A 21,029-nucleotide genomic window follows, 5' to 3' on the forward strand; every position below is an offset into this window, starting at 1 on the left:
CCCTGCCCCGGAACGATACAAATGCTTGGTGTTTTAAAGCGTCGTTCCGGGGCGAATTGTTTTGCGTGCCGCATAATCATTGCAGTTGGCTGGATAAAGCCGGACGCGCCGAAAAGAGAGGATCGTAAGGAGATACCTCTCCTTGCAGGGGGCCAGGGGCTTGCCCCGGAAAGGCGTTTCAGGTTGAAAAACAGTCGTCAATTATGGAGTGACACTCCAGGCTGTGGGACAACAATGGTCTCTGCCCTGTCTGTAACTATCTTTTTCTGCCTATGATGACATTTGCCATCCGTCAGCGCAGACTAAGCGCTTTATTTTCAGCTTCCGGAAGCCGCTATGCGTATCGCCATTCTTTCCCGTAATCCTAATCTTTATTCGACCCGTCGTCTGAAAGAAGCGGGGGAGCAACGTGGGCATGAGGTCGATATTATCGACACCCTGCACTGCTATATGGATATCACCAGTAACAAGCCGACGGTGCGTTACAAAGGTGACGCCCTGCCGCAGTACGATGCGGTGATTCCGCGTATCGGCGCCTCCGTTACTTTCTACGGTACGGCGGTGGTGCGTCAGTTTGAAATGATGGGCACCTATTCCATTAACGAATCCGTCGCCATCAGCCGCTCGCGCGATAAACTGCGTTCGCTGCAATTGCTGTCACGTAAAGGTATTGGCCTGCCGCGTACCGGTTTTGCCCATCGTCCGGATAACGTTGAAGACCTGATCAAAAACGTCGGCGGCGCGCCGCTGGTGATCAAACTGCTGGAAGGCACCCAGGGCATTGGCGTGGTACTGGCCGATACCAAAAAAGCCGCCGAAAGCATCATCGAAGCCTTTATGGGTCTGAACGCCAACATTCTGGTGCAGGAATTTATTAAGGAAGCCGGCGGTGCCGATATCCGCTGTTTAGTGGTCGGCGGTAAAGTTGTTGCGGCGATGAAACGTCAGGCGGCCGAAGGTGAATTCCGCTCCAACCTGCACCGTGGCGGCAGTGCCGAAATCGTACGTTTATCAGCGGCTGAACGTAAAACCGCCATCGACGCCGCCAAAGCCATGGGCCTGAATATGTGCGGTGTGGATATTCTGCGCTCCAACAATGGTCCGGTGGTGATGGAAGTAAACTCCTCTCCCGGCCTCGAAGGCATTGAAACCGCCACCGGTAAAGACGTTGCCGGCATGGTGTTCCAGTTTCTGGAAAAATCAGCCCGCACCAGCACCAAAACCCGCGGTCAGGGTTAATGCGCGGACTGAATTAATACATAACGATCAGGGAAAGCATGCCAAAGCGTAGTATTGAAATTGCCGGGATCAGCATCGCTCCCGGCGAAAGCCAGAAAATCGAATTACCGGTCGGGCGTTTATACACCGACAATTCCGTCTCCATGCCGGTCTTTGTTAAACGAGGTAAACGCCCCGGCCCCACTTTATTTATCAGTGCCGCCATTCACGGCGACGAGCTGAATGGCATCGAGATCATTCAGCGTCTGATTAATTCACGCAAACTCAACAGCCTGCGCGGTACGTTAATTGCGGTGCCGATCGTCAATGTTTATGGCGTGATCAACCACAGCCGTTATCTGCCCGACCGCCGCGATTTAAACCGCTCTTTTCCCGGTAGTAAAAAAGGCTCGCTGGCGGCGCGCATGGCGAACATGTTTCTCGAAGAAATCGTCAGTAAATGCGATTACGGCATCGACTTTCATACCGGCGCTATCCACCGCTCTAACCTGCCGCAGATCCGCGCCAACCTCGACGACGAAGAAACCGCTGCCATGGCCAGCGCCTTTGGTGTTCCGGTACTGCTGAATTCCAACCTGCGCGATGGCTCGCTGCGTGAAGCCGCCGCCGACCACGGCGTGCGTATTCTGCTGTACGAAGCCGGCGAAGCCCTTCGCTACGACGAGCTGTGCATCCGTGCCGGTGAACGCGGCACCATTAACGTGATGCGCCACCTCGGTATGCTGCCGCGCAGCCGGGCGAAAAAATCCCATGTGCTGGAGCCGGTCACGGCGCGTACCAGTGCCTGGGAACGCGCTACCGACAGCGGCTTTGTGCAGCACCATAAAGAACTCGGTGACCGCGTACAGAAGCAGGAATTACTCGCCACCATCCGCGACCCGTACGGCACTGTGCTGGACGAAGTCCGCTCGCGTTACGAAGGTATTATTATTGGCAAAACCAATATCCCGCTGGTGCAGGAAGGTGAAGCCATGTACCACGTGGCCTACTTCCATCAGCCTGATGATGTGGTCGAAGGTATCGAACAGCTGCAGGATCTGCTGCCGGACGAAGCCCTGAGCTGATGCACGCTCAGACAAATCAAAAGCCGCACGGGCGCAACAATGCGTTGCGCCCGCTGCCTTTGACTCTTCCCGCCAAACTCCCTATATTGCCGCCGCGGTCTCAGCCTGCTGAGAGCGCATCGTTCTCGGGGCGGGGTGAAATTCCCCACCGGCGGTAACAGCGTTTATTGCGCTGAAGCCCGCGAGCGCTTGCCGGCGGTTTAACTGCCAGTAAGGTCAGCAGATCCGGTGTAACTCCGGAGCCGACGGTATAGTCCGGATAAGAGAGAGCGTGTCAGACAGCACAGAGGCCCGCCTCTGTCAGTGCTTTTGTCTGCCCGTTCGCCCTGATTCTAATCAGCATTTAAAGAAGAATCAGAGCCAATGAACAACACTTTTAATCCTCAGCAACAACGCATCGCCTTTATTCACGCTTCCTGGCACACCGACATCGTGCTCAAGTGTCTGGATGGTTTTAAAGACGAACTCGCCAGCCGTGGTTACGACATCAGCAATATTGATGTGATTGCCGCTCCCGGCGCCTACGAAATTCCCCTGCAGGCCAAACTGCTGGCCAAGAGCGGGCGCTACAGCGCCATTGCCGCCAGCGCTCTGGTGGTCGACGGTGGTATTTACCGCCACGACTTCGTTGCCGCCGCCGTCTGTAATGGCCTGATGCAGGTGCAACTGGAAACCGAAGTACCGGTGCTTACCGCGGTACTGACCCCGCACAACTTCCACGAGCACGACGAGCATAAAAACTACTATGCCCGCCATTTTGTGATTAAAGGGCAAGAACTGGCTAACGCCGCCGATCAGGCCATGCGTTTAACAGCCAGCGCCAAAGCCCTGGCGTAAGCCACTCCCGGCGGCCGTTCTGCACGGCAGCGGCCGCCAGCCAGAAAAACGATTCCGGTTGTGGATTTTTTCTGGCGCAAAAATCTGCTAACAATAGCGTTCTCATCCATAACAAGAACAAGAGAAGCGCCATGAGCCGTCAGATTTTTGTGAATCTCTCCGTCAGCGACATCCAGCGTTCGCGCCAGTTTTTTACCGCACTGGGCTTCAGCATTAACGAGCAGTACAGCAATGAAGTGGCCATCTGCGTCGTCATTGCCGACAACATTTTCGCCATGCTGCTGAAGCCGGAATTCTATTCGCAGTTCACTTCCAAGAGTCTGTGCGATGCCCATACCAGCAGCGAAGTGTTGCTGTGCCTGAGCTGCAGCAGCCGCACCGAAGTCGATACCATCGGCCAGGCGGCCGAAGACAATGGCGGACGTATTTCCCGGCCCGGCCAGGATCAGGGACCCATGTACGGCCTGTCCTTTGAAGATCCGGATGGCCACACCTGGGAGCTGATGTATATGGAAGCACAGAACAGCTGAGGACAAACCTTATGGACATCCGCAAAGCACAGATTGCCGATGAATTCGTTGTGCTGGATGGCCAGCAGCGTGCCAGCCGGGTCGCGGTTAACGAGGGCATGTACGCCGCCCTCGACCGCGATTTTAATCAGTTCCGGCAGTGCTCACTGGTTGCTCAGTATGAGTTTTCCGGTCCCTGGAACAGCTGGGAGATTCATCCGGCCGGCGATGAAACCGTGATACTGCTGAGCGGCAGTGCCACCTTCACCCTGCTGACCGGCGACGGTCAGCAGCAGGTAGCGCTGGCAACCGCCGGAGACTATGTACTGATTCCGCAAGGCATCTGGCATACCGCAACCACTTCTGAAGCTACCCGCCTGCTGTTTATCACCCCTGGCGAAAACACCCGTCACCATCAGGGCGCAGAACCACCTGCGCTCTGAACGGGCGACCTCGCCGGGTGTGAGGGGCCAGACAGGCTGATTTATCTCAGTGTCGGCCCTCAACAAATCCGCTATGATCTGCGCCTCACTGATCGGGGCCGGAGTCTCCGGACCTGCTGTCTTATCCGGCATCGTCCGTACGCCTGCCCTTTTACTAGGGCCTGTTATGCACCGTACCATGTTCGATACCCCCATTCTGAAAACCCTGCTGCGCTGGGGTTCCATTGCTTTTCTGAAGCTCGCCGGCTGGAAAAGCGTGGGCCATATCCCGCCGGATTTAAAAAAATGCGTGATGATCGCTGCGCCGCACACCAGCAACTGGGATCTGCCCTTTATGCTGATGATCGCTTTTGTCTTCCGCGTGAAAATTTACTGGATGGGTAAAGAGCAGATTTTCAAACCGCCATTCCGCGGCCTGATGATGTGGATGGGTGGCATTCCCGTTGACCGCTCCAAAGCCAACAACATGGTGCAGGCTTCGGTTGATGCTATTAGCAGCAACGAGCAGCTGTTCCTGATCGTACCGCCGGAAGGTACGCGCGCCAAAGTAACCTACTGGAAAACCGGCTTTTATCATATTGCCCATAATGCCGGCGTGCCGGTGCTGATGGGATTTCTCGACTATCCGAACAAAACCGGCGGCATTGCCGGCGTGTTCCACACCACAGGCGACATCGACGCCGATATGCAGGCTATTCAGGCGGTCTACGCACCCATGAGCGGGAAAAAAGCCGGACAGTAATTTACTGCCCAACGGCAAAGCGCAGCGCAACCGCCTGCGCTTTCTGGCATCCGTACTGCAGTTTTGACTACCGCCTGTCTTGCCTCCTCTGTTTATTTTTCTTGCGTTGCTATTTTCCCGGCTCATTTTTCTGAGCTCTTTTCTGGGCTCTTTTTCTGGGCTCTTCTGTCACATTCCGGATTGATGTCCGTCGTGTCCTGACAGGACAAAAACCAACACAGATTCTCATCCTGACCTGCTGAGCCCAGCATCCTGACAAAATTCGTCACACTTTCAGCTCGATGTGACAAAAATTGTCACATTGCGTAATGTTTTGCCGTTAATTCCCGTTAATATCTCTCTGCGGCCGTTGTCTGTGCCGACCATTTTCACACGCATACCTATAAACGCAGGAAGAACGCCATGACTGCCATACTGAATTCAGAGCTGTCGCCCGCAGCGGCGGCGCAAAGCCAGAGCTACGCCCCGGCTTATCCACACGGTAAAATCGAACAACTCTTCTGGGATATTTTCTGGGTGCAGGGCAGCATCCGCGTTGGCCCGGGCATGAGCATGAACCGTAATATGGTGATCATCCGTAATCGCCACGAGCTGACCCTGATCAACCCGGTTCGGCTGAACGAGACGGAAGAACGCAAACTGGAAAAACTTGGCCGCGTAACCCATGTGTTCCGCCTCGGCGATTTTCATGGACTGGATGATCAGTACTACGTCGATAAATATCAGGCGCGTTTCTGGTGCCAGCCTGGCCAAAGCACCTACAAAACCCCACGCGCAAACGTGCATCTGAAAACCGGTCTGGCCATGCCTTTCCCGCACGCTGAGCTGTTTATCTTTGATAACGCCAAATACCCGGAAGCGGCTTTACTGCTGACCAAGCACAAATGCCTGCTGACCACCGATTCACTGCAATATCTGGATAACTGGAATTACACCAGCCTGTTCAGCCGTCTGGCATTGCGCGTTATGGGTTTTAAACCGGGGCTGAATATCGGCAAGCCGTGGCTGAAACGCGTAACACCGAAAGGCCAGACTCTGGAAGCAGATTTTAACCGCCTGATGAATCTGGATTTTGACCATCTGCTCGCCGCCCACGGCTCACCATTAATGAACAACGCCAAAGCCGCTATCGGCGAACAGCTGCGTCGTTTATTCAACTGACGGCGCCTCCGTGCCTGTCTTTTCAGGTCTGCTGCAATGGCAACAGACCTGAAACACACTAAACCGTGAGCCCCTCGCCAAAAGGTTTTATCATGCGGTCTGATGACAGATCAGGTACAACCCCATGACCGGAAATTATTTCGACTCCCCCTTTGCCGGTAAACCCCTGAGCGAACAGATAACCAACCCCAATATTATTGTTGGCCGCCACAGTTATTATTCCGGTTATTACCATGGCCACAGTTTTGATGACTGCGCCCGCTACCTGGCACCCGACCGCGACGATGTTGATAAACTCATTATCGGTAATTATTGCTCTATTGGTTCCGGCGCCGTTTTTATGATGGCGGGTAATCAGGGGCACCGCAGTGACTGGATCAGCACCTTCCCCTTTTTCTACCAGCAGCACCCAGCCTTTGCTGCCAGTAAAGATGGCTTCAGCTGCGCTGGCGACACCTGCATCGGCCATGATGTATGGATCGGCTCAGAAGCCATGATTATGCCGGGCATTACCGTCGGCAACGGCGCCATTATTGCCAGCCGGGCGGTGGTTACCCGCGACGTTCCGGCCTATGCCGTTGTCGGCTCTAACCCGGCGCGGGTTATCCGCTCGCGCTTCAGTGACGAGCATATTGCCCTGTTGCAGGAAATGGCCTGGTGGCACTGGCCGGATGAACAACTCAGCGCCTGTATGGAGCTGCTCTGTTCCGCAGACATTGCTGCGCTCTATCAACACTGGCAGCAACATATAAAACCCTGAATACGGACAAAAACGGGCCGCTGCAGAAATCAGCGCTTAAGCGCGTTATAATTCTGCGCCGCCCTGTCTGCTACCGCTGAGATCAGAAAGAACCATTATGAGTAAAAAGCGTCGTGATATTCCGGCCTACGGCCTGCCCATTATCGAAACCCACTTTCACCTCGATTATCTGAAAGAAGGCAGTGCCGACGATATTCTCAGTGCCGCCCGCGCCATTGGCGTGGAACGCTTTATGACCATCAGTGTTGAGCCGGACAATATGCCCAAGGCACTGGCGCTGGCCGAAGCTCACGCTGACCTGTACGCCACACTGGGTGTACACCCGCACGAAGCCGCGCTGTTTGATGACGCCGCCGAAGGCTATATCCGCACCCATGCCATCCACGAAAAAGTGGTCGCCGTCGGCGAAATTGGTCTCGATTATTATTACGACCACTGTGACCGTACAGTGCAGCGTCAGGTATTTTCCCGCCAGCTGCAACTGGCGGTGGAATGCGGATTACCCGTTGTTATTCATACCCGCGAAGCCGACGAAGACACCATGGCCATTCTGCGTGAATACGCCCCGCAGATGAAACGCAAAGGTGTGGTGCACAGCTTTACCTCCGGCATGGAACTGGCACAGCTGGCCGTAGAACTGGGCTTTTGCCTCGGCATTAACGGCATTGTTACCTTTAATAAAGCCGACAATGTACGCGCAGTGGTTGCCGCCACACCACTGAGCAATTTATTGCTGGAAACCGACGCACCTTTCCTCACGCCGATTCCGTTCCGCGGAATGGAAAATGCTCCGAAATATCTGCCTTTTATTGCCGAAAAAATTGCCGGCGTCAAAGGCCTGAGTGTTGAAGAGGTGTTAGCGCAGACTTACCAGAATTCCCTGCGCGAGTTCTTTTAATGTTCAGCTGCCTGCCCGATTGCCAGCTCAGTGAACTCGGTGCCAGCGACTGGCTCTGGTTGCTGGCCTTCGGGGTCTTTGTTTATGCCAGCTCACGACTGTGGGCGCGCTGGACTTTTAGCTACAATAAATACCCTTTCACCAACCTGCGCTGGCATGCACCACGCTTTATTTATATTGCCTTTGTTACCGCTATGCTGACCGTCGTGCCGGTATACACTTTTTTAGGTGAAGACGCAGGTTACTGGTATTCACGTATTCTGTATTTTCCGACCACCTTTATTGCCTACGTTGCCTGGCTGCTGGTTGAACTGAATGATCCCCGTCAATGACAGGACTTGCTCTGATATTCACGGCGGTAACAAGCACAAAATGCAGAATAACCGTTACCCTGGCTGCAACAGGGTATTCATAACCGCAACCGTGCAGACGCTCTGCTTCTGCTTTACCATCTTAAGAAATTGCAGCGGAGAGTGCCGTGATCAGCCTGACCAGCGCCAGCCAGTATTTTGAAGAACACTTCACTAAACTCGATATCACCGACAACCAGATCGACAATACCGAGTTTGAAGAATGTGAATTCAGCGACTGCGACTTATCGCACAGCGTATTTAAAGGCTGTAAGTTTATTAACTGCCGCTTTACCCGCTGCAATCTGAGCCTGATTAAAATTCCGCAAAGCCGTTTTGCCGAAACAACCTTCCGCGAGTGCAAAATGGTTGGTATCGACTGGACCCGTGCCCAATGGTCCAACTACCAGTTTCACCCTGAACTGAAGTTTTACCAGTGCATACTGAACGACTCCTCCTTCCTCGGACTGAACCTGCATGAAGTGGTTATGGAAGAGTGCAAAGCACACGATGTTGACCTGCGCGAAACCCAGCTGAACAACGCCCACCTCACCTACTGCGACTTTACCCACAGCCTGTTTGGCCGCACCAATTTAAGCGGTGCAGACCTGAGTGAATCGGTTAATTTTAATATCGATGTGCTGGATAATAATCTGAGCAATGCGACCTTCAGTCGCTATGAGGCGTTAAATCTGCTGGAGAGTCTGGGTATTAATCTGGTGGATTAATGTTTTGGCGGCTTGTGTGAAGGTGTGCGGTCATCAGCGACTCAGATATTGCCGCTGCGCGTAGTGGTTTCTGTAATCTATTCTATGCCAATGCTCGGCTCCGTTGAGTAGCACTTGAACCAACCTAAGCGCCAGACAGAGCGCTCCCTGTCGTCTGTTGCCACTTGTACCATCTCTATCAATTATTGAATCAAAGCCTGAACTTCAGTACTCTCGAACCACAGCAGGGATGCCGCTATATCGTTAATACAACACAGTCAGAACGACCGAGAACAACCGCCCTCCCCGCTAACAATCCCGAATGATAAAGCCACGCTATTCCTGTCTGCGTATATAAGGATGGGCGGCAGCGTGTCTGGTGTAAGCAAGCATGAAAGAAATCAGAGGACAATGATATGTTATTCATTTTAATCGGATCTTTTCTTCTTATTGCCGGATTACTCTCAATTAATTTTGAGGGCCTTACTCAGTCACTAAAAGAGCAAGATCAGGCGCAGTGGACGAAACTGGGATCTCCGGAGGGATCGTCATTTATTGATCTTGGAAAAACACTGGGAATGTTCAGCTGGGTACTGAATCAGGGCTATGAAAGTTCTGAAAGCCCGGAAGTAAAAGAGCGTGGAAGGTCTGACTTCAAAAAGGCCATCATTGCCAGGCGCTTATTATTGTCCGGATCTGCTCTTCTGATCATTGGATTTTTCGCTGCTCTCACTGGTGTATAAAAGTTACCAACCATGGTCCTCCAGGACCTCTTATCATCAGAGATTAAAGACCAGAGAGCGTATTTAAACGCTCTGCAGCGAACAGCATACGAAAAGGCAATAAACCTTGACCATATCCGGAAAGCAGAAAGCAACAGCAGGAATATTAGCCATAGCGATAAGCGTGCTCCTCACTTATCCCTTACTCGCAGCCTGGCTCAGACTTGAGATAAATAACCGCTGGATAAGCCGGACATATGAAAACACTGCACAGCCAATTATTGATTTCATGCCAGACAATGGAATCTATAAGTATTACTTCACCAGATATTTAGTGTGGTTATGTCAGCAATATCCTGAAAATTGCACCCTTTCTGCGGAGCCTGCCTCTGAGTAACTGAGACTCTGCGTCTCAATCAGGAACTAACTGACCGACTACAGCAACCTCTGCCGTAAAAGACCTGAATTCAGATCACCTAATGCGCGACCTTCTGAGCCCCGGTTCATAGCAATAAAGACAGAGCTCCCCCTTCACGACTTATCTCACTTAAAACAAAAGGTGTAACTATGAAGATCCGCTTTTTACCCGGTGACTGGCTTGGTCTTGCTGCCGGGACTGTTGCAGGCCTGATTCAGGGAATCACGATATTCAGCAGCAACATTATCCTTAACACAGAGCATATGTCAGTTCTTCCTGGGGTATTCTTCGGTCTGTTCGCTCCGGCGATACTGGCTCTTTTCAGTAAGATTATTCCGCTGCCAGCACCTGCGACCAACCAAAAAATCGGCAGGTATATCAATATGATTTTTTTCATGATTACATTCGGAATCTTTACCGGAATTTCCGGGTTCGGCTATTACCTGTTCGTAAACGGAGACAGCAGCGCCATTCCTATTCTGTCTTTTTTTAGCTCCGCCGGTATCGGATTTATTTTTGCCTATCTGATCAATCCGGAGTTAGCATTCAGACCTGCAAGCAACTTGCAAACAGACGCCAATAACACTGATCGCTAAGCAGGAATAGGTAATAAGGTTCTTTACTTTATTATCGGCATAAAAAACGGGCCTCCGATGAGGCCCGTTTTTGTTTTAGGCGGCGTTAACAGCAGCCGCTATTGGCGCAGGTTTTATCCCTGTGCCGGGCGGCGTGGACGACGCGGTGCGCTGCCTGCCGGGCGGCTGTTACCGCCATTGTTATTACCGCTGCTGCCGGATGAACGGCGCTGTTCACCCTGCTTTTGCTCACCCTGTTTCTGAGCTGAGCCAGAACGACCTGAACCGGAACGGCCAGCGTTACCGCCATTGCCGTTAGAGCGACCGCTACCGGCCGGACGCGGAGCGCGCGGCTCGCGGTCGAAGGTATCTTTAAAGCCTTTAGGTTGCTTGGCTTTTTTCGGTTTACGCGGAGATTTAGGGCGCGACACCGGCAGCGGGGTATTAGGCTCAAAACCTTCCTGCACACGGCGTTCAATACTTTTGCCGATTAAGCCTTCAATGCCTTCGAGGTCTTCCAGTTCTTCGGCACAAACCAGGGCAATGGCTTCACCACTGGCACCGGCACGTCCGGTACGGCCAATACGGTGTACGTAATCGGCGGCAACGTTAGGCAATTCGAAGTTGATTACGTGCGGTAATTGTTCGATATCCAGACCACGGGCGGCAATGTCGGTCGCCACTAATACGGCAATATCGCCGCTTTTAAATTCGGCCAGCGCACGGGTACGGGCACCCTGACTTTTATTACCGTGAATTGCAGCGGCGGTAATACCACGATCCTGCAGGTGCGTGGTTAAACGGTTAGCGCCGTGTTTGGTGCGGGTAAATACCAGTACCTGTTTCCAGCCGTGTTGTTTCAGCAGGTGGCTGAGCACTTCCGGTTTGCGTTTTTTATCGACCGGAATCAGCCACTGCTCAACGGTGTGGGCGGTGCTGTTACGTGGGCTGACGTCAATTTCTACCGGATCGTTTACCAGGCCTTTGGCAAGGGTTCGGATCTCGTTAGAGAAAGTGGCCGAGAACATCAGGTTCTGGCGGTTTTTCGGCAGCAGTGCGAGGATTTTTTTGATGTCGTGAATAAAGCCCATATCGAGCATACGGTCGGCTTCGTCCAGCACCAGAAATTCCACTTCGTCAAAACGAATGGCTTTCTGCTGGTACAGGTCGAGCAAACGACCCGGACAGGCCACCAGTACGTCCACCCCACGGCGCAGGGCAATCATTTGCGGATTAATGCTGACCCCACCGAATACAACGGCGGAGCGGATATTCAGGTATTTGCTGTAATCAGCAACGTTTTCACCTACCTGAGCAGCCAGCTCACGGGTGGGTGTTAATACCAGCGCGCGGCAGCGGTTGGCGCTGGCGCGTTCGCCCTGCTGCAGTTTGTGCAGCATTGGCAGGGTAAAACCGGCGGTTTTACCGGTGCCGGTCTGGGCGGCGGCCATTACATCGCGGCCAGCCAGTACGGCGGGAATGGCCTGGGCCTGTACCGGAGATGGCGTGGTGTAACCCTGATCAGCAACGGCTTTCAGGATGGCATCGGCTAAGCCGAGTTCGGAAAATTGGGTCATGAGTGCGTGATCTGCTCTGAGAGCTGACATTGCAAGGAGAAATGGCGCGGTGTCAGCAGCCGCGTCCATCCGGGCAGTCGCCCGGCAAGGCAGGTCAACAGGTGTTCACCCGGCCTTTGAGAGGGGGCGGACTGTACTGGAATTAACAGGGTGAGTCCAGAAAAGCCCGGTATGGAAATGTAGCGCTGCGTAATAACGGCTGCCGGTCTTACCCGTGGTTGTCAGAGCCAAAATGGCGTAACGGCCGCAGTACTAAAAGCAGCAGAACCGGTGGTATCAACAGCAGCCAGACGGCGGCAATAATCAGCACCGACCACCATACTTCGCGGCTGCTGCCGGCAAACAAACGCTGTGCAGATATAACAAAGGCAAAATGCTCACGCGTGCTTTGTGCATGCTCAAAAGAGGAGGCGAAAATATAGTACTCAGCGCCGTTAATCGTGGTTTTTTCCAGACGATTCTGCAACGCATTATGGCGGGTCATACTGAGAAGCTGGGGATAAGGCACTACTGCGGGTACAGCGTTGCGGCTGGCGTCTTCTCCGGCCAGCCATTTATCCTGTAAAAATTGCCAGGTTTGTGGACGGATAGCGGCCAGCACCTGATCCAGTATCGCCGCTAATGGGTGCAGATCTTCCTGCAGCAGCAATTTAAGCCCCTGAGGCAATAGCTCCAATCCGCCAATCTGTTGGCTGAAACGCAGTCCGTTTATAAAATACTGGTCGGCGGTTTTACGCAGAATAAGTTCCATATCCAGCGCCGCATCTGCTCTGCCCTGTTTTACCGCTTCCAGTGCTTCCCGCGTATTGGCAATATCCAGCAAAGTGATCTGTGGGTAATTATTGCGGATAACATTAATGACGCTCCAGCCGGCAGGAATGGCCAGTATTTTACCGTTCAGTTGCTGCAAATCATTAATTTCAGCGTCTTCCGGCCGTTGCACTACGGCGTAGGGTAACTGCAGAAATGATTGGGTCATTACGCCGGGTAATTGCTGACGACTTAATACCGGTTGCAGAATTTCCAGCTCTTTACGACGGAATAATTCCATTAATTCCGGCCAGGCATAACCATTTACAAATTCGATATTCAGGCCGGTCATTTGCGCAATTAAGCGTAATAAATCAATGCTGTAACCACGCGGCTCGGCTGATACGGCAAAATCAATCGGCGGCCAGTCGGTTTCATTGGAAATACGCAAAAGCCCCAGGCTGTCGATATAGCGGGTCTGTGCTTCGCTGAGCGTAAAGGGGTCGGCGGGAGGCAGGCGGTCTTCATTCCAGCGTTCGGCATTACTGGCAATAATTTCGCCACTCTGCTGGTAGAGATATATTTCACCATCCAGACTCAATGGCTGGCTGCGCAAGTGGGCGGCAAGGGTAGAAAAGGCAATATCTACCGCCAGTACAGCCTGCCCGCCAGCAATGCGTGTGCTGTAACTCTGCCCCGGCGCCTGCAGATGCTGAAATAAATATGGCTGGGTTTTATTCACACTGCCGCTTTGGGCGCTGGTATACCAAAGACGCTGGCTGGCGTTGTAGTCACTGGCTTCATCGCGGGCAAACGTTTGCTGCATATGCAGGTCGTAAAATTCGAAGCGGCGACGACGCTGATCTCCTTTCCCTGTAACCGTAATGACTACCCAGCGGTCGCTGGGCGCGGCTTTCAGCTGACGTCGTACAGCATCGCTGCTGTTAAGGTTTACCAGTTCGTAGACATCACCATTCTCAAACCCGATATAAATGGCGTACAGCACCGGATTATTACGCATTACTTCGGCAAATAACTGCGGAGTTGCGCGGTTAACCCATTGTCCCTCTACTAATTGTGGATATTGTGCCAGCGCCCGGGTGGTTTGCAGCGCATTGTTATCGAGGTTTCTGAGGTAGTCGCGGGTCGCACTGACGGTTTGCTGATAACGCGCCATGGCAGAATCCAGCACCATGGCACGGCTGAAATAGTAATGCAGACTCAGGGCAACCGCGGCGGTGATCAGCGTAACCAGCACCACCGCGACAATCAGGCGGAACTGCAAAGCCGCTGCCGACAGCGGATAAGGGTTGTCCGTTTTATCCTGCCAGTGCATCTGCGTCTCCCTGCCCGTGCCCCGGGTGTCTGTTTATCTGTTATTCAGCATAAACCAATCGTATATTTCTGCCTTCAGATCAGCTCACTGTCCAGTTCACGGGTCAGCACTGCCCTGACTTTCTCTTTTAATGCTTCGGCGGCTTCACGTCCTTCAATGCCTTCGGCCAGTTTGATTTTTTTACCGCCGGCTTCAACCTGCAGAGAAAAATACTCGGTGCTGATACCGTTCTGATTGCTGGACGACATCCCCATATCCAGAGTCAGCGGGCTGGCGGCATTAATCTCAGCACTGCGCTGATATAAGGCGATACCGAATAAACGCCGCACCACACGCACTCTGCCCGGCTCAACATCGGCTTCCAGGCCACGCCCCAACCAGAATACGCCCAGCCAGGTGACCAGCAGGCCGACCAGCAAAAATACCGGAGCCATCAGCCACAGCATCAGTTCACCCTGTGCCGCCATAAAGAACAGAAAGACGCCGACACAATCAAATATCAGGCCGAATACCAAAAGCCCAAGCGCCATACCGGTATGCCGTCCGGCAGCACTCTCAAGATGCAGGCCACTGCCTGCGGCTGTCATAGCAATCTGCGCAGCGGCGCTGGTGTGCGCGTCTTCCCGCTGCTGTTGATTCCAGGCTTCCTGCTCTTCTGCCGGCATCTGAAATGATGATGTCTGCTGACCTTTTTCTACCGGAATGCTCCAGCTGCGTTCGAACTCTACCTGCAGACGATTGCTGTCACGCATCGCCCGGCTGTTATCCACCCGCGGATTACGTGCCGCTGCAACCGGCACACTGACAATACCGTCACAATGAAGATTCCATTGAATACGCCCCCGGTAACCAGACGGTGAGCCACTGCCCGGTAAATCAGCCGGCACATCAAACAGGGCATGCACATTACAGCCACTGTTATTCGGCTCACAGTGCGCACGGCCTTTGCTCTGCCATATAACATCGTGATGGGTCTTACTCTCTTTGCCGCTACCGGTGCTGTAGATATGCACACAGGTTAACCGCACCTGTGGTGACGTAACCCACTCACCGCTGGCCAGATGAAAATATCCACCAACCTGTCCGCCGGCATTTCCGGGTAAAGGATCAGGATAAAAAAGAGTCTGACCAATCTGCAGATAGCGCTTACGCATACGCAGTGCGGCATAAATTGCACCACTTCCCACCAGCGGGAAAATCAGCCCAAGCAAAACCTCCGGCTCACCATCCTGCAGGGCATCAACAATAATGAACAACAGTGGCGCAGATATCAGGACAAACAGACAGCCAATAAACAGTAGAATTTTATAACTGCCGCGCTGATCACTGGGAATTCCTTCACGCGCACGATCTGCCTGATCGCTGACATTGCTGCTGCGGCCGCCCATAAACATAACGGCGCCGCCCACTGCCATAAATACCGCACCGAATATGCCACCAAACACCATCAGCCCCATACGCAGGGTTCGGTCGAGATAGGCCTCCTGCGGGTCGGCAGGATTAACATAGGCATGCACCTGGTTACGCTGCTGCTCCGATTTAAGACGCGAATAAAGCACCTGCCAGAAATCGCCGATATTGTCAGAGCCACCGGTTAAGGCCACGCTGTCGCTGTAATAGGTGCGGCCATTAAACTGGTATTGATAGTGCGCTTCTACACTCCAGGTCACGCTGTCATCACCGTGATGTGTACGCAAATCCAGGCTGGTAATAGTGGCCGGTACGCGGGCCCAGTCTTCTGTTTCGTAATAACGCAGCAGATTACTGCCCACAGTAAAAGCGGCAACGGCAAAGCCTGCTGCAAAAAAAATAAAACCAAACAGCATCATACCGACGCTTTTTCCGGATTTACTTTTCTCTGGGGATTCTCCGCCTTTACTGCGGATGTTCGATGAAGCCGGCATAGGTATTCCCTGACTCTATAATTAAATGCCCGGTATGATGAGACAGTCAGCAACAAGCTGCAACGCAGAATCTGATTTTCTTATCATCAGTGCGAGCCAGATCACAGCCTGAAAGAAAAGCCCCCGGGAATCCTTCATGCAGCGCCGCACCGGGTAAAGCGCTACCGATAACAGAGCATAACCCCGCAGTTTTACAACGCGCAGAACTGTGGCAGGCTGGACAACAGATAACACACAAGGAACTGTACTATGAATGCCGTACGCCGCTGGCTGGCTCACCCGCTGATTGTTATTGCAATGGCGGTTATTTATATCGTTTCCCAAAGTATGATTGCCCATACTCTGCAACAGGGTGGTGCCGAGGCCTTACTGTTCCGTTTTCAGTTCTGCTATCAGGCAGATGCATTTACCGTGCTGCTGCACAGCATCAGCGATGCTCAGTTAAATGCCCTGCAGCAACACTTCGCCTATGACCATATGCACCCGCTATGGTACGGATTGCTGGCACTATCCCTGACCAGCTGGCTGCTTGATCTGAATGCATTATCCGCACGCTGGAATCTGCTGCTGTGGCCTGCCGTGCTGATGTCGGTTCTGGATGTTGTTGAAAACAGCATTCATGAACCCTGGTTTAATCTGCTCAGTACCCCCAGCGATCCCTGGGTTATGATTGCCGGTTTCAGCGCCACCTTAAAATGGACACTCGCCGCACTGTATCTGAGCGGTGCGCTGGCATTGACTATCCGCTATGTCAGCCTGCGCAAAACCCGGCAGCCGCACGCCTGAACCGCACCCGCCCGCAGACTGTAAGTGGGTAACCGCAACTGATTATCTGACCATCGGAGTATTTTCATGAAACAACCTAAAACGGCCCTGACCCTTGCAGCCGTCTGCCTGGCTGGCCTGCTCAGTGCCTGCAGCAATGATGAAGTTGGCGATGTTTCACTGGGTTTATTTACCCTCAAAGACATCAAACTGAATGTTATGACCGACCCGCTGGTTCCCGGCGTTACCTGCCATGTTGCGTCAATTGAAGCTGACCTGAGTTTTTCCGATCCCAGCGACAGTGCCATTTCCTGCCGTCAGACCGGTGAAATTACCGCTGCCATGATTGCCCAGATCGATAAAAGTAAATCCGGCGATGTGGTGTTTAAAAAATCAAAAAGTATTTTCTTTAAAAATATGAAAATCCGCCGTATTTACGACGCCGAAAGCCAGACCCTGATGTATCTGTCTTATGCCACCAAAGAAACATCCGGCAGTTTTAAACACAGTTTATCGACAGTGCCCCTGTGGGGAACTCAGGCGTACAACAATGCACTGCAACCGGCACAGAAATAAGGCATACACAATAAAAAAGGCCCGTCATTGACGGACCTTTTTCGTTCAAAACTCAGACGTTGGCTTATACCTTGTCCGCAGTTTTAAGCAAAAAGTCACTGGCATCATGCCGTTCATGCAACTGTTCGTGCGGTTCCCCCCAGGTACGGTTAACCATACGGCCACGCTGCACAGCCGGACGATCAGCAATGGTATTGGCCCAGCGCAGAACATGGGTGTAGGTGTGTGCTTCTATAAATTCTGCGGCGTCGTATAAGCCGCCACGCACCAGCACGCCATACCAGGACCAGATGGCCATATCAGCGATACTGTATTCATCACCACAGATAAACTCTTTATCCGCCAGATGACGGTTTAATACATCGAGCTGGCGCTTGATTTCCATGGTATAGCGGTCAATCGGATACTGATATTTTTCCGGCGCGTACGCATAAAAATGACCAAAGCCACCACCTAAAATCGGCGCGCTGCCCATCTGCCAAAATAACCAGTTAAAACATTCAGCACGGCCTGCGGCATCCGCCGGAATAAAGGCATTAAATTTTTCTGCCAGATACATCAGGATGGAGCCCGATTCAAATAAACGCTGCGGTGGATTAACACTGTGATCCATCAGCGCCGGAATTTTGGAATTAGGGTTAACCTCAACAAAACCTGAGCCAAACTGATCGCCTTCCATAATATTAATCAGCCAGGCGTCATATTCAGCGGCGCTGATTCCGGCAGCCAGCAGCTCTTCCAGCAAAATAGTTACTTTCACACCGTTCGGCGTCGCCAGCGAATACAACTGCAACGGGTGCTTGCCGACCGGCAATTCTTTGTCGTGAGTCGGGCCGGCAACCGGACGGTTAATATTGGCGAATTTACCGCCATTCCCCGCCTGCCATTGCCAGACTTTAGGCGGGATGTAAGTTGTTTCAGTCATGAGGCTCCCCTTGCGGATGAACAGATAGCCTCAAGTGTACCCTTTCCGCAGACCAAGGCCACGGCCGCAAACGGCCGTTTTATAACGGATTACGGCACACTGAGTTGCAACCTTAAAGTGCAGCGTGCAAGCCGCGCAACAAGCTTTCGGTTTCATCCCAGCCGATACAGGCATCGGTAATTGACTGGCCGTACTGCAGCTCACCTTCATCGTTCTGGCGTCCGGCCTGAATGAAACTTTCCAGCATTAAACCCAAAATACCGCGGTTGCCTGCAGCCCGCTGAGCCACCACTTCCTGCGCAATCGCCACCTGACGCTCATGCTGCTTGCAGGCATTATCGTGACTGCAATCCACCAGCACTTTGGCGTGGCAGTTGCCTTTTTCCAGCTCCGCCAGAGCAGACGCAATTGAGCTGGAGTCGTAATTGGTAATGCCACGGCCGCCGCGCAGTACCAGATGCGTGTCCGGGTTTCCCGGTGTGTCGAGCATGGCCATCTGACCATCCACATCCACGCCCAGCGTATGGTGGCTGTGACGCGCAGAAATCATCGCATTCACGGCATTGGCGGCCGAACCATCGGTGCTGTTTTTAATGCCGACAGGCATTGGCAGATGGCTGACCATTTCACGGTGGGTCTGCGATTCGGCGGTGCGTGCACCGATGGCAGTCCAGCTCACCAGATCATCGAGGTAGCGCATCACCAGCGGATTCAGTGCTTCGGTGGCCAGCGGCAAACCCAGCTCCGCCAGTTGCAGCATAATGCCGCGCGAGCGTTCCAGCCCCAGCGCCATATCGCCTTTGCCGTTACGCTCCGGATCGTAGGCCAGCCCTTTCCAGCCGATGCTGGTACGGGGTTTTTCCACGTAGGCGCGCAACACAATCAGCAGGCGGTCGCTCAGCTGCTCGTTCAGCGCGGCCAGGCGGCGGCCGTAATCCAGTACCGCCGCTTCATCGTGAATGGAACAGGGGCCGGTGACGATCAGCAGACGGTCATCGTTGCCGTTGAGCAGATCGCGGATCTGCTGACGCTGCTGGTCAATCTGCAACGCCAGCGCTTCGTTAAGCGGCAGGTCAGCCTTGAGCTGGCGCGGTGTACGCAACGGACGCACCGCCGGGTCATTGCTTGCCTGTTGATCGGCGGTTTGTGTTTCTGTTGGTTGCTTGCTCTGTGTTTGTACGTTCATGGTGCAGTCCTCAATGTATTTGTCAGCGTATTTCCTGCGAATCAGAAGTGCGGCCAATAGCGGCCGCGACTAAATCGGCGGTACTGATGCAACAAACAAACAGCGGACTGAACTTTCATGACATATTCCTTAATTCTGCCAAGCCAATAACAAAAAACCCCGAAAGGCGGACTGCCAATCGGGGTTTTCCGGTGGCAGTCGGTTCTCACCGGACTGCCTTAACTGCATGATGCAAATTAAGCGCGGCCCGGCTCCTGGCTAAAATAGCCATAACCAAACCACCAATAATTAACGTTCTGAACAGCAGATACAGCGCTGCCTGCTGCAGAAGCAGCATGGGCAGAAAGCATGTTCAGGACGCGGGAATCAGTATTCATAGCGCTCAATACTACGCTGAAAGGCATACATTTCAACCCCGCAGCGCGTTTCATACATGACAATTTTGTGAAACAAGGCCATTTATCCGGCAACCGGTTGCTGCGCATCACCTTCAGGCCCGGCGTCAGCTCCGGTATCCGTTCCGGCATATGCCGGGCTGGCGTTTTCTGGCGCAGGTAAGACGATGATAAAGCTGTTAAACACCGCCAGCGCCAAGCGTACCCAGGGCAGCAACAGGTAGAAGACCGCCAGCAGTATCGGGTTGTCGTAGTAATCGTTGAAGTAGAAAAACAGCTGCAGACCAAAGAACAAACCCGGTAACAGCATGGCCAGAAGGATGGTCTTCAGCGGATTCCAGCCCATATTGCGCAGGCGCTGAACCAGAAACCAGAACGCAACAATCACACTCACAATCAGCACCAGAGCAAACCAGACCAGCAGCTGTTCCTGACGTGACGACGAATAACCATAACCATTGCTGTAACCAAACAGCGACACAGCTCCCGCAATCAGCAGCAGCGCTGCCACCACACCCAGCACCGTACAGCGCCAGAAAAACTGAATACTGTTGAGCTGCTCTTCAGCCGCATAGCGCGGATTCATACGCAGCAACGGATGCTGTGGCTGGCTGACGCTCAGCGCCGGGCGGAACAGTACATAAATATGAAACAGCAACCAGCCTGCGCTGATCCCCATAATGGAGAACATCATCACTCCTGATGGCGAGCTGTTCATGTTGATATTCGACATATAAGGCACCATCGACAGCAAACCGTAATTCAGCAAGCCAACCGGCACCATCAGCCAGCGACCAAACATACGGCAGGCCAGAATGACACTCAGCACCAGCCACAGCGGATCAACCAGAATATTAATGGAGAAGAAAACCCACATCAGCTCAACGTAGTCGGAATAAGGACCGTTAAACGCATAACCAGAATCCGGGAAGACATAAGCGCCACCGGCATGCAATGCACCCTGTATCGCGAACAGAATAAAAAACGCCAGCATATAGCGGTCACGGTCGATGCGTCCGTCAAGAACAGCGGTTTTTTCACCACTGAACTGGTCGCGCCAGAACAGGTCTTTTAATAGCAATAACATGATAAATAATCCTTTTATCGTTGTGCCGCCGGCAGCTCAGGAAGTGCACGGACAAAATGGGGCAGAATAAGCACTCGTCTCTGTATGACCGCTGCATGGCGGC

21 protein-coding genes and 1 riboswitch are annotated in these 21,029 nt (G+C 53.0%); of the genes, 15 read left to right on the forward strand and 6 right to left on the reverse strand.

Annotated features, from left to right (window positions below; translation table 11 throughout):
* Positions 1 to 336: 336 nt before the first annotated feature.
* The 13 genes from rimK to B3P58_RS06930 all read left to right on the forward strand — a co-directional run bounded on the left by rimK (position 337) and on the right by B3P58_RS06930 (position 10,446).
* Positions 337 to 1,239 carry a 30S ribosomal protein S6--L-glutamate ligase gene (rimK, locus tag B3P58_RS06870; RefSeq protein ID WP_230331541.1) on the forward strand — a complete coding sequence of 301 codons (903 nt, stop codon included), beginning with the start codon at positions 337 to 339 and terminating at the stop codon, positions 1,237 to 1,239.
* A 38-nt stretch (positions 1,240 to 1,277) separates the two neighbouring features.
* Positions 1,278 to 2,303 (forward strand): succinylglutamate desuccinylase/aspartoacylase family protein, encoded by a 1,026-nt coding sequence (locus B3P58_RS06875; protein ID WP_145469601.1) that lies wholly within the window; start codon positions 1,278 to 1,280, stop codon positions 2,301 to 2,303.
* A 117-nt stretch (positions 2,304 to 2,420) separates the two neighbouring features.
* Positions 2,421 to 2,578, forward strand: a riboswitch (FMN riboswitch).
* 88 nt (positions 2,579 to 2,666) lie between these two features.
* Entirely contained in the window at positions 2,667 to 3,140 is a 474-nt protein-coding gene (locus tag B3P58_RS06880; protein WP_230331540.1) for a 6,7-dimethyl-8-ribityllumazine synthase, read from the forward strand.
* 131 nt (positions 3,141 to 3,271) lie between these two features.
* Positions 3,272 to 3,670 (forward strand): VOC family protein, encoded by a 399-nt coding sequence (locus B3P58_RS06885; protein WP_286716602.1) that lies wholly within the window; start codon positions 3,272 to 3,274, stop codon positions 3,668 to 3,670.
* An 11-nt stretch (positions 3,671 to 3,681) separates the two neighbouring features.
* Positions 3,682 to 4,092 (forward strand): cupin domain-containing protein, encoded by a 411-nt coding sequence (locus tag B3P58_RS06890; protein WP_286716603.1) that lies wholly within the window; start codon positions 3,682 to 3,684, stop codon positions 4,090 to 4,092.
* 166 nt (positions 4,093 to 4,258) lie between these two features.
* Complete coding sequence (locus B3P58_RS06895; RefSeq protein ID WP_286716604.1) at positions 4,259 to 4,834, forward strand: lysophospholipid acyltransferase family protein; 576 nt, start codon at positions 4,259 to 4,261, stop codon at positions 4,832 to 4,834.
* A 402-nt stretch (positions 4,835 to 5,236) separates the two neighbouring features.
* On the forward strand, positions 5,237 to 5,995 hold the full coding sequence (locus tag B3P58_RS06900) for a hypothetical protein (RefSeq protein ID WP_286716605.1): 759 nt from the start codon (positions 5,237 to 5,239) through the stop codon (positions 5,993 to 5,995).
* 124 nt (positions 5,996 to 6,119) lie between these two features.
* Positions 6,120 to 6,755, forward strand: a complete 636-nt coding sequence (gene catB, locus B3P58_RS06905; RefSeq protein WP_286716606.1) for a type B chloramphenicol O-acetyltransferase — start codon at positions 6,120 to 6,122, stop codon at positions 6,753 to 6,755.
* 97 nt (positions 6,756 to 6,852) lie between these two features.
* A complete protein-coding gene (locus tag B3P58_RS06910) occupies positions 6,853 to 7,653 on the forward strand; it encodes a TatD family hydrolase (protein WP_286716607.1) in 801 nt (266 codons plus the stop codon).
* The gene (locus B3P58_RS06915) at positions 7,653 to 7,985 is read left to right on the forward strand and encodes a hypothetical protein (protein ID WP_286716609.1); all 333 of its coding nucleotides are present in this window, start codon (positions 7,653 to 7,655) and stop codon (positions 7,983 to 7,985) included. Before B3P58_RS06910 ends, B3P58_RS06915 begins: the two co-directional genes overlap by 1 nt.
* A 146-nt stretch (positions 7,986 to 8,131) precedes the next feature.
* On the forward strand, positions 8,132 to 8,731 hold the full coding sequence (locus B3P58_RS06920; RefSeq protein WP_225692294.1) for a pentapeptide repeat-containing protein: 600 nt from the start codon (positions 8,132 to 8,134) through the stop codon (positions 8,729 to 8,731).
* Positions 8,732 to 9,126: 395 nt separating this feature from the next.
* The gene (locus tag B3P58_RS06925) at positions 9,127 to 9,453 is read left to right on the forward strand and encodes a hypothetical protein (RefSeq protein ID WP_145469611.1); all 327 of its coding nucleotides are present in this window, start codon (positions 9,127 to 9,129) and stop codon (positions 9,451 to 9,453) included.
* 546 nt (positions 9,454 to 9,999) lie between these two features.
* Entirely contained in the window at positions 10,000 to 10,446 is a 447-nt protein-coding gene (locus tag B3P58_RS06930; protein ID WP_286716613.1) for a hypothetical protein, read from the forward strand.
* A gap of 113 nt (positions 10,447 to 10,559) precedes the next feature.
* Here the strand turns inward: B3P58_RS06930 and B3P58_RS06935 are convergent, their stop codons facing one another.
* The 3 genes from B3P58_RS06935 to B3P58_RS06945 all read right to left on the reverse strand — a co-directional run bounded on the left by B3P58_RS06935 (position 10,560) and on the right by B3P58_RS06945 (position 15,992).
* Positions 10,560 to 12,002: a DEAD/DEAH box helicase gene (locus B3P58_RS06935; protein ID WP_145469613.1), complete on the reverse strand. Its 1,443-nt coding sequence runs from the start codon at positions 12,000 to 12,002 to the stop codon at positions 10,560 to 10,562.
* A gap of 208 nt (positions 12,003 to 12,210) precedes the next feature.
* Complete coding sequence (locus tag B3P58_RS06940) at positions 12,211 to 14,088, reverse strand: transporter substrate-binding domain-containing protein (protein ID WP_286716615.1); 1,878 nt, start codon at positions 14,086 to 14,088, stop codon at positions 12,211 to 12,213.
* Between the two features lie 74 nt (positions 14,089 to 14,162).
* Entirely contained in the window at positions 14,163 to 15,992 is a 1,830-nt protein-coding gene (locus B3P58_RS06945) for a DUF3592 domain-containing protein (RefSeq protein WP_286716617.1), read from the reverse strand.
* A gap of 249 nt (positions 15,993 to 16,241) precedes the next feature.
* On the opposite strand from B3P58_RS06945, the gene B3P58_RS06950 reads away from it, so the two are divergent.
* Positions 16,242 to 16,778 (forward strand): hypothetical protein, encoded by a 537-nt coding sequence (locus tag B3P58_RS06950; RefSeq protein WP_286716618.1) that lies wholly within the window; start codon positions 16,242 to 16,244, stop codon positions 16,776 to 16,778.
* A gap of 66 nt (positions 16,779 to 16,844) precedes the next feature.
* Complete coding sequence (locus B3P58_RS06955) at positions 16,845 to 17,333, forward strand: CreA family protein (RefSeq protein ID WP_286716619.1); 489 nt, start codon at positions 16,845 to 16,847, stop codon at positions 17,331 to 17,333.
* Between the two features lie 64 nt (positions 17,334 to 17,397).
* Here the strand turns inward: B3P58_RS06955 and yghU are convergent, their stop codons facing one another.
* The 3 genes from yghU to B3P58_RS06970 all read right to left on the reverse strand — a co-directional run bounded on the left by yghU (position 17,398) and on the right by B3P58_RS06970 (position 20,926).
* The gene (gene yghU / locus B3P58_RS06960; protein ID WP_286716620.1) at positions 17,398 to 18,258 is read right to left on the reverse strand and encodes a glutathione-dependent disulfide-bond oxidoreductase; all 861 of its coding nucleotides are present in this window, start codon (positions 18,256 to 18,258) and stop codon (positions 17,398 to 17,400) included.
* A gap of 112 nt (positions 18,259 to 18,370) precedes the next feature.
* A complete protein-coding gene (locus tag B3P58_RS06965) occupies positions 18,371 to 19,444 on the reverse strand; it encodes a 3-deoxy-7-phosphoheptulonate synthase (protein WP_286716621.1) in 1,074 nt (357 codons plus the stop codon).
* Between the two features lie 459 nt (positions 19,445 to 19,903).
* Positions 19,904 to 20,926 (reverse strand): hypothetical protein, encoded by a 1,023-nt coding sequence (locus B3P58_RS06970; RefSeq protein ID WP_286716622.1) that lies wholly within the window; start codon positions 20,924 to 20,926, stop codon positions 19,904 to 19,906.
* Positions 20,927 to 21,029: the final 103 nt, after the last annotated feature.

This window comes from Thalassolituus sp. UBA2009 (assembly GCF_002335285.1).
GTDB lineage: Bacteria > Pseudomonadota > Gammaproteobacteria > Pseudomonadales > Oceanobacteraceae > Venatoribacter > Venatoribacter alkanivorans.

What these genes read in the sequence shown, in the direction of transcription:
- B3P58_RS06880 (WP_230331540.1), top strand. Translation starts at nt 2,667, where the DNA reads ATGAACAACACTTTTAATCCTCAGCAACAACGCATCGCCTTTATTCAC.
- B3P58_RS06955 (WP_286716619.1), top strand. Translation starts at nt 16,845, where the DNA reads ATGAAACAACCTAAAACGGCCCTGACCCTTGCAGCCGTCTGCCTGGCT.
- B3P58_RS06875 (WP_145469601.1), top strand. Translation starts at nt 1,278, where the DNA reads ATGCCAAAGCGTAGTATTGAAATTGCCGGGATCAGCATCGCTCCCGGC.
- B3P58_RS06910 (WP_286716607.1), top strand. Translation starts at nt 6,853, where the DNA reads ATGAGTAAAAAGCGTCGTGATATTCCGGCCTACGGCCTGCCCATTATC.
- B3P58_RS06895 (WP_286716604.1), top strand. Translation starts at nt 4,259, where the DNA reads ATGCACCGTACCATGTTCGATACCCCCATTCTGAAAACCCTGCTGCGC.
- B3P58_RS06930 (WP_286716613.1), top strand. Translation starts at nt 10,000, where the DNA reads ATGAAGATCCGCTTTTTACCCGGTGACTGGCTTGGTCTTGCTGCCGGG.
- B3P58_RS06970 (WP_286716622.1), bottom strand. Translation starts at nt 20,926, where the DNA reads ATGTTATTGCTATTAAAAGACCTGTTCTGGCGCGACCAGTTCAGTGGT.
- yghU (WP_286716620.1), bottom strand. Translation starts at nt 18,258, where the DNA reads ATGACTGAAACAACTTACATCCCGCCTAAAGTCTGGCAATGGCAGGCG.
- B3P58_RS06925 (WP_145469611.1), top strand. Translation starts at nt 9,127, where the DNA reads ATGTTATTCATTTTAATCGGATCTTTTCTTCTTATTGCCGGATTACTC.
- B3P58_RS06885 (WP_286716602.1), top strand. Translation starts at nt 3,272, where the DNA reads ATGAGCCGTCAGATTTTTGTGAATCTCTCCGTCAGCGACATCCAGCGT.
- B3P58_RS06890 (WP_286716603.1), top strand. Translation starts at nt 3,682, where the DNA reads ATGGACATCCGCAAAGCACAGATTGCCGATGAATTCGTTGTGCTGGAT.
- B3P58_RS06935 (WP_145469613.1), bottom strand. Translation starts at nt 12,002, where the DNA reads ATGACCCAATTTTCCGAACTCGGCTTAGCCGATGCCATCCTGAAAGCC.
- B3P58_RS06965 (WP_286716621.1), bottom strand. Translation starts at nt 19,444, where the DNA reads ATGAACGTACAAACACAGAGCAAGCAACCAACAGAAACACAAACCGCC.
- B3P58_RS06945 (WP_286716617.1), bottom strand. Translation starts at nt 15,992, where the DNA reads ATGCCGGCTTCATCGAACATCCGCAGTAAAGGCGGAGAATCCCCAGAG.
- B3P58_RS06940 (WP_286716615.1), bottom strand. Translation starts at nt 14,088, where the DNA reads ATGCACTGGCAGGATAAAACGGACAACCCTTATCCGCTGTCGGCAGCG.
- B3P58_RS06950 (WP_286716618.1), top strand. Translation starts at nt 16,242, where the DNA reads ATGAATGCCGTACGCCGCTGGCTGGCTCACCCGCTGATTGTTATTGCA.
- rimK (WP_230331541.1), top strand. Translation starts at nt 337, where the DNA reads ATGCGTATCGCCATTCTTTCCCGTAATCCTAATCTTTATTCGACCCGT.
- B3P58_RS06915 (WP_286716609.1), top strand. Translation starts at nt 7,653, where the DNA reads ATGTTCAGCTGCCTGCCCGATTGCCAGCTCAGTGAACTCGGTGCCAGC.
- B3P58_RS06900 (WP_286716605.1), top strand. Translation starts at nt 5,237, where the DNA reads ATGACTGCCATACTGAATTCAGAGCTGTCGCCCGCAGCGGCGGCGCAA.
- catB (WP_286716606.1), top strand. Translation starts at nt 6,120, where the DNA reads ATGACCGGAAATTATTTCGACTCCCCCTTTGCCGGTAAACCCCTGAGC.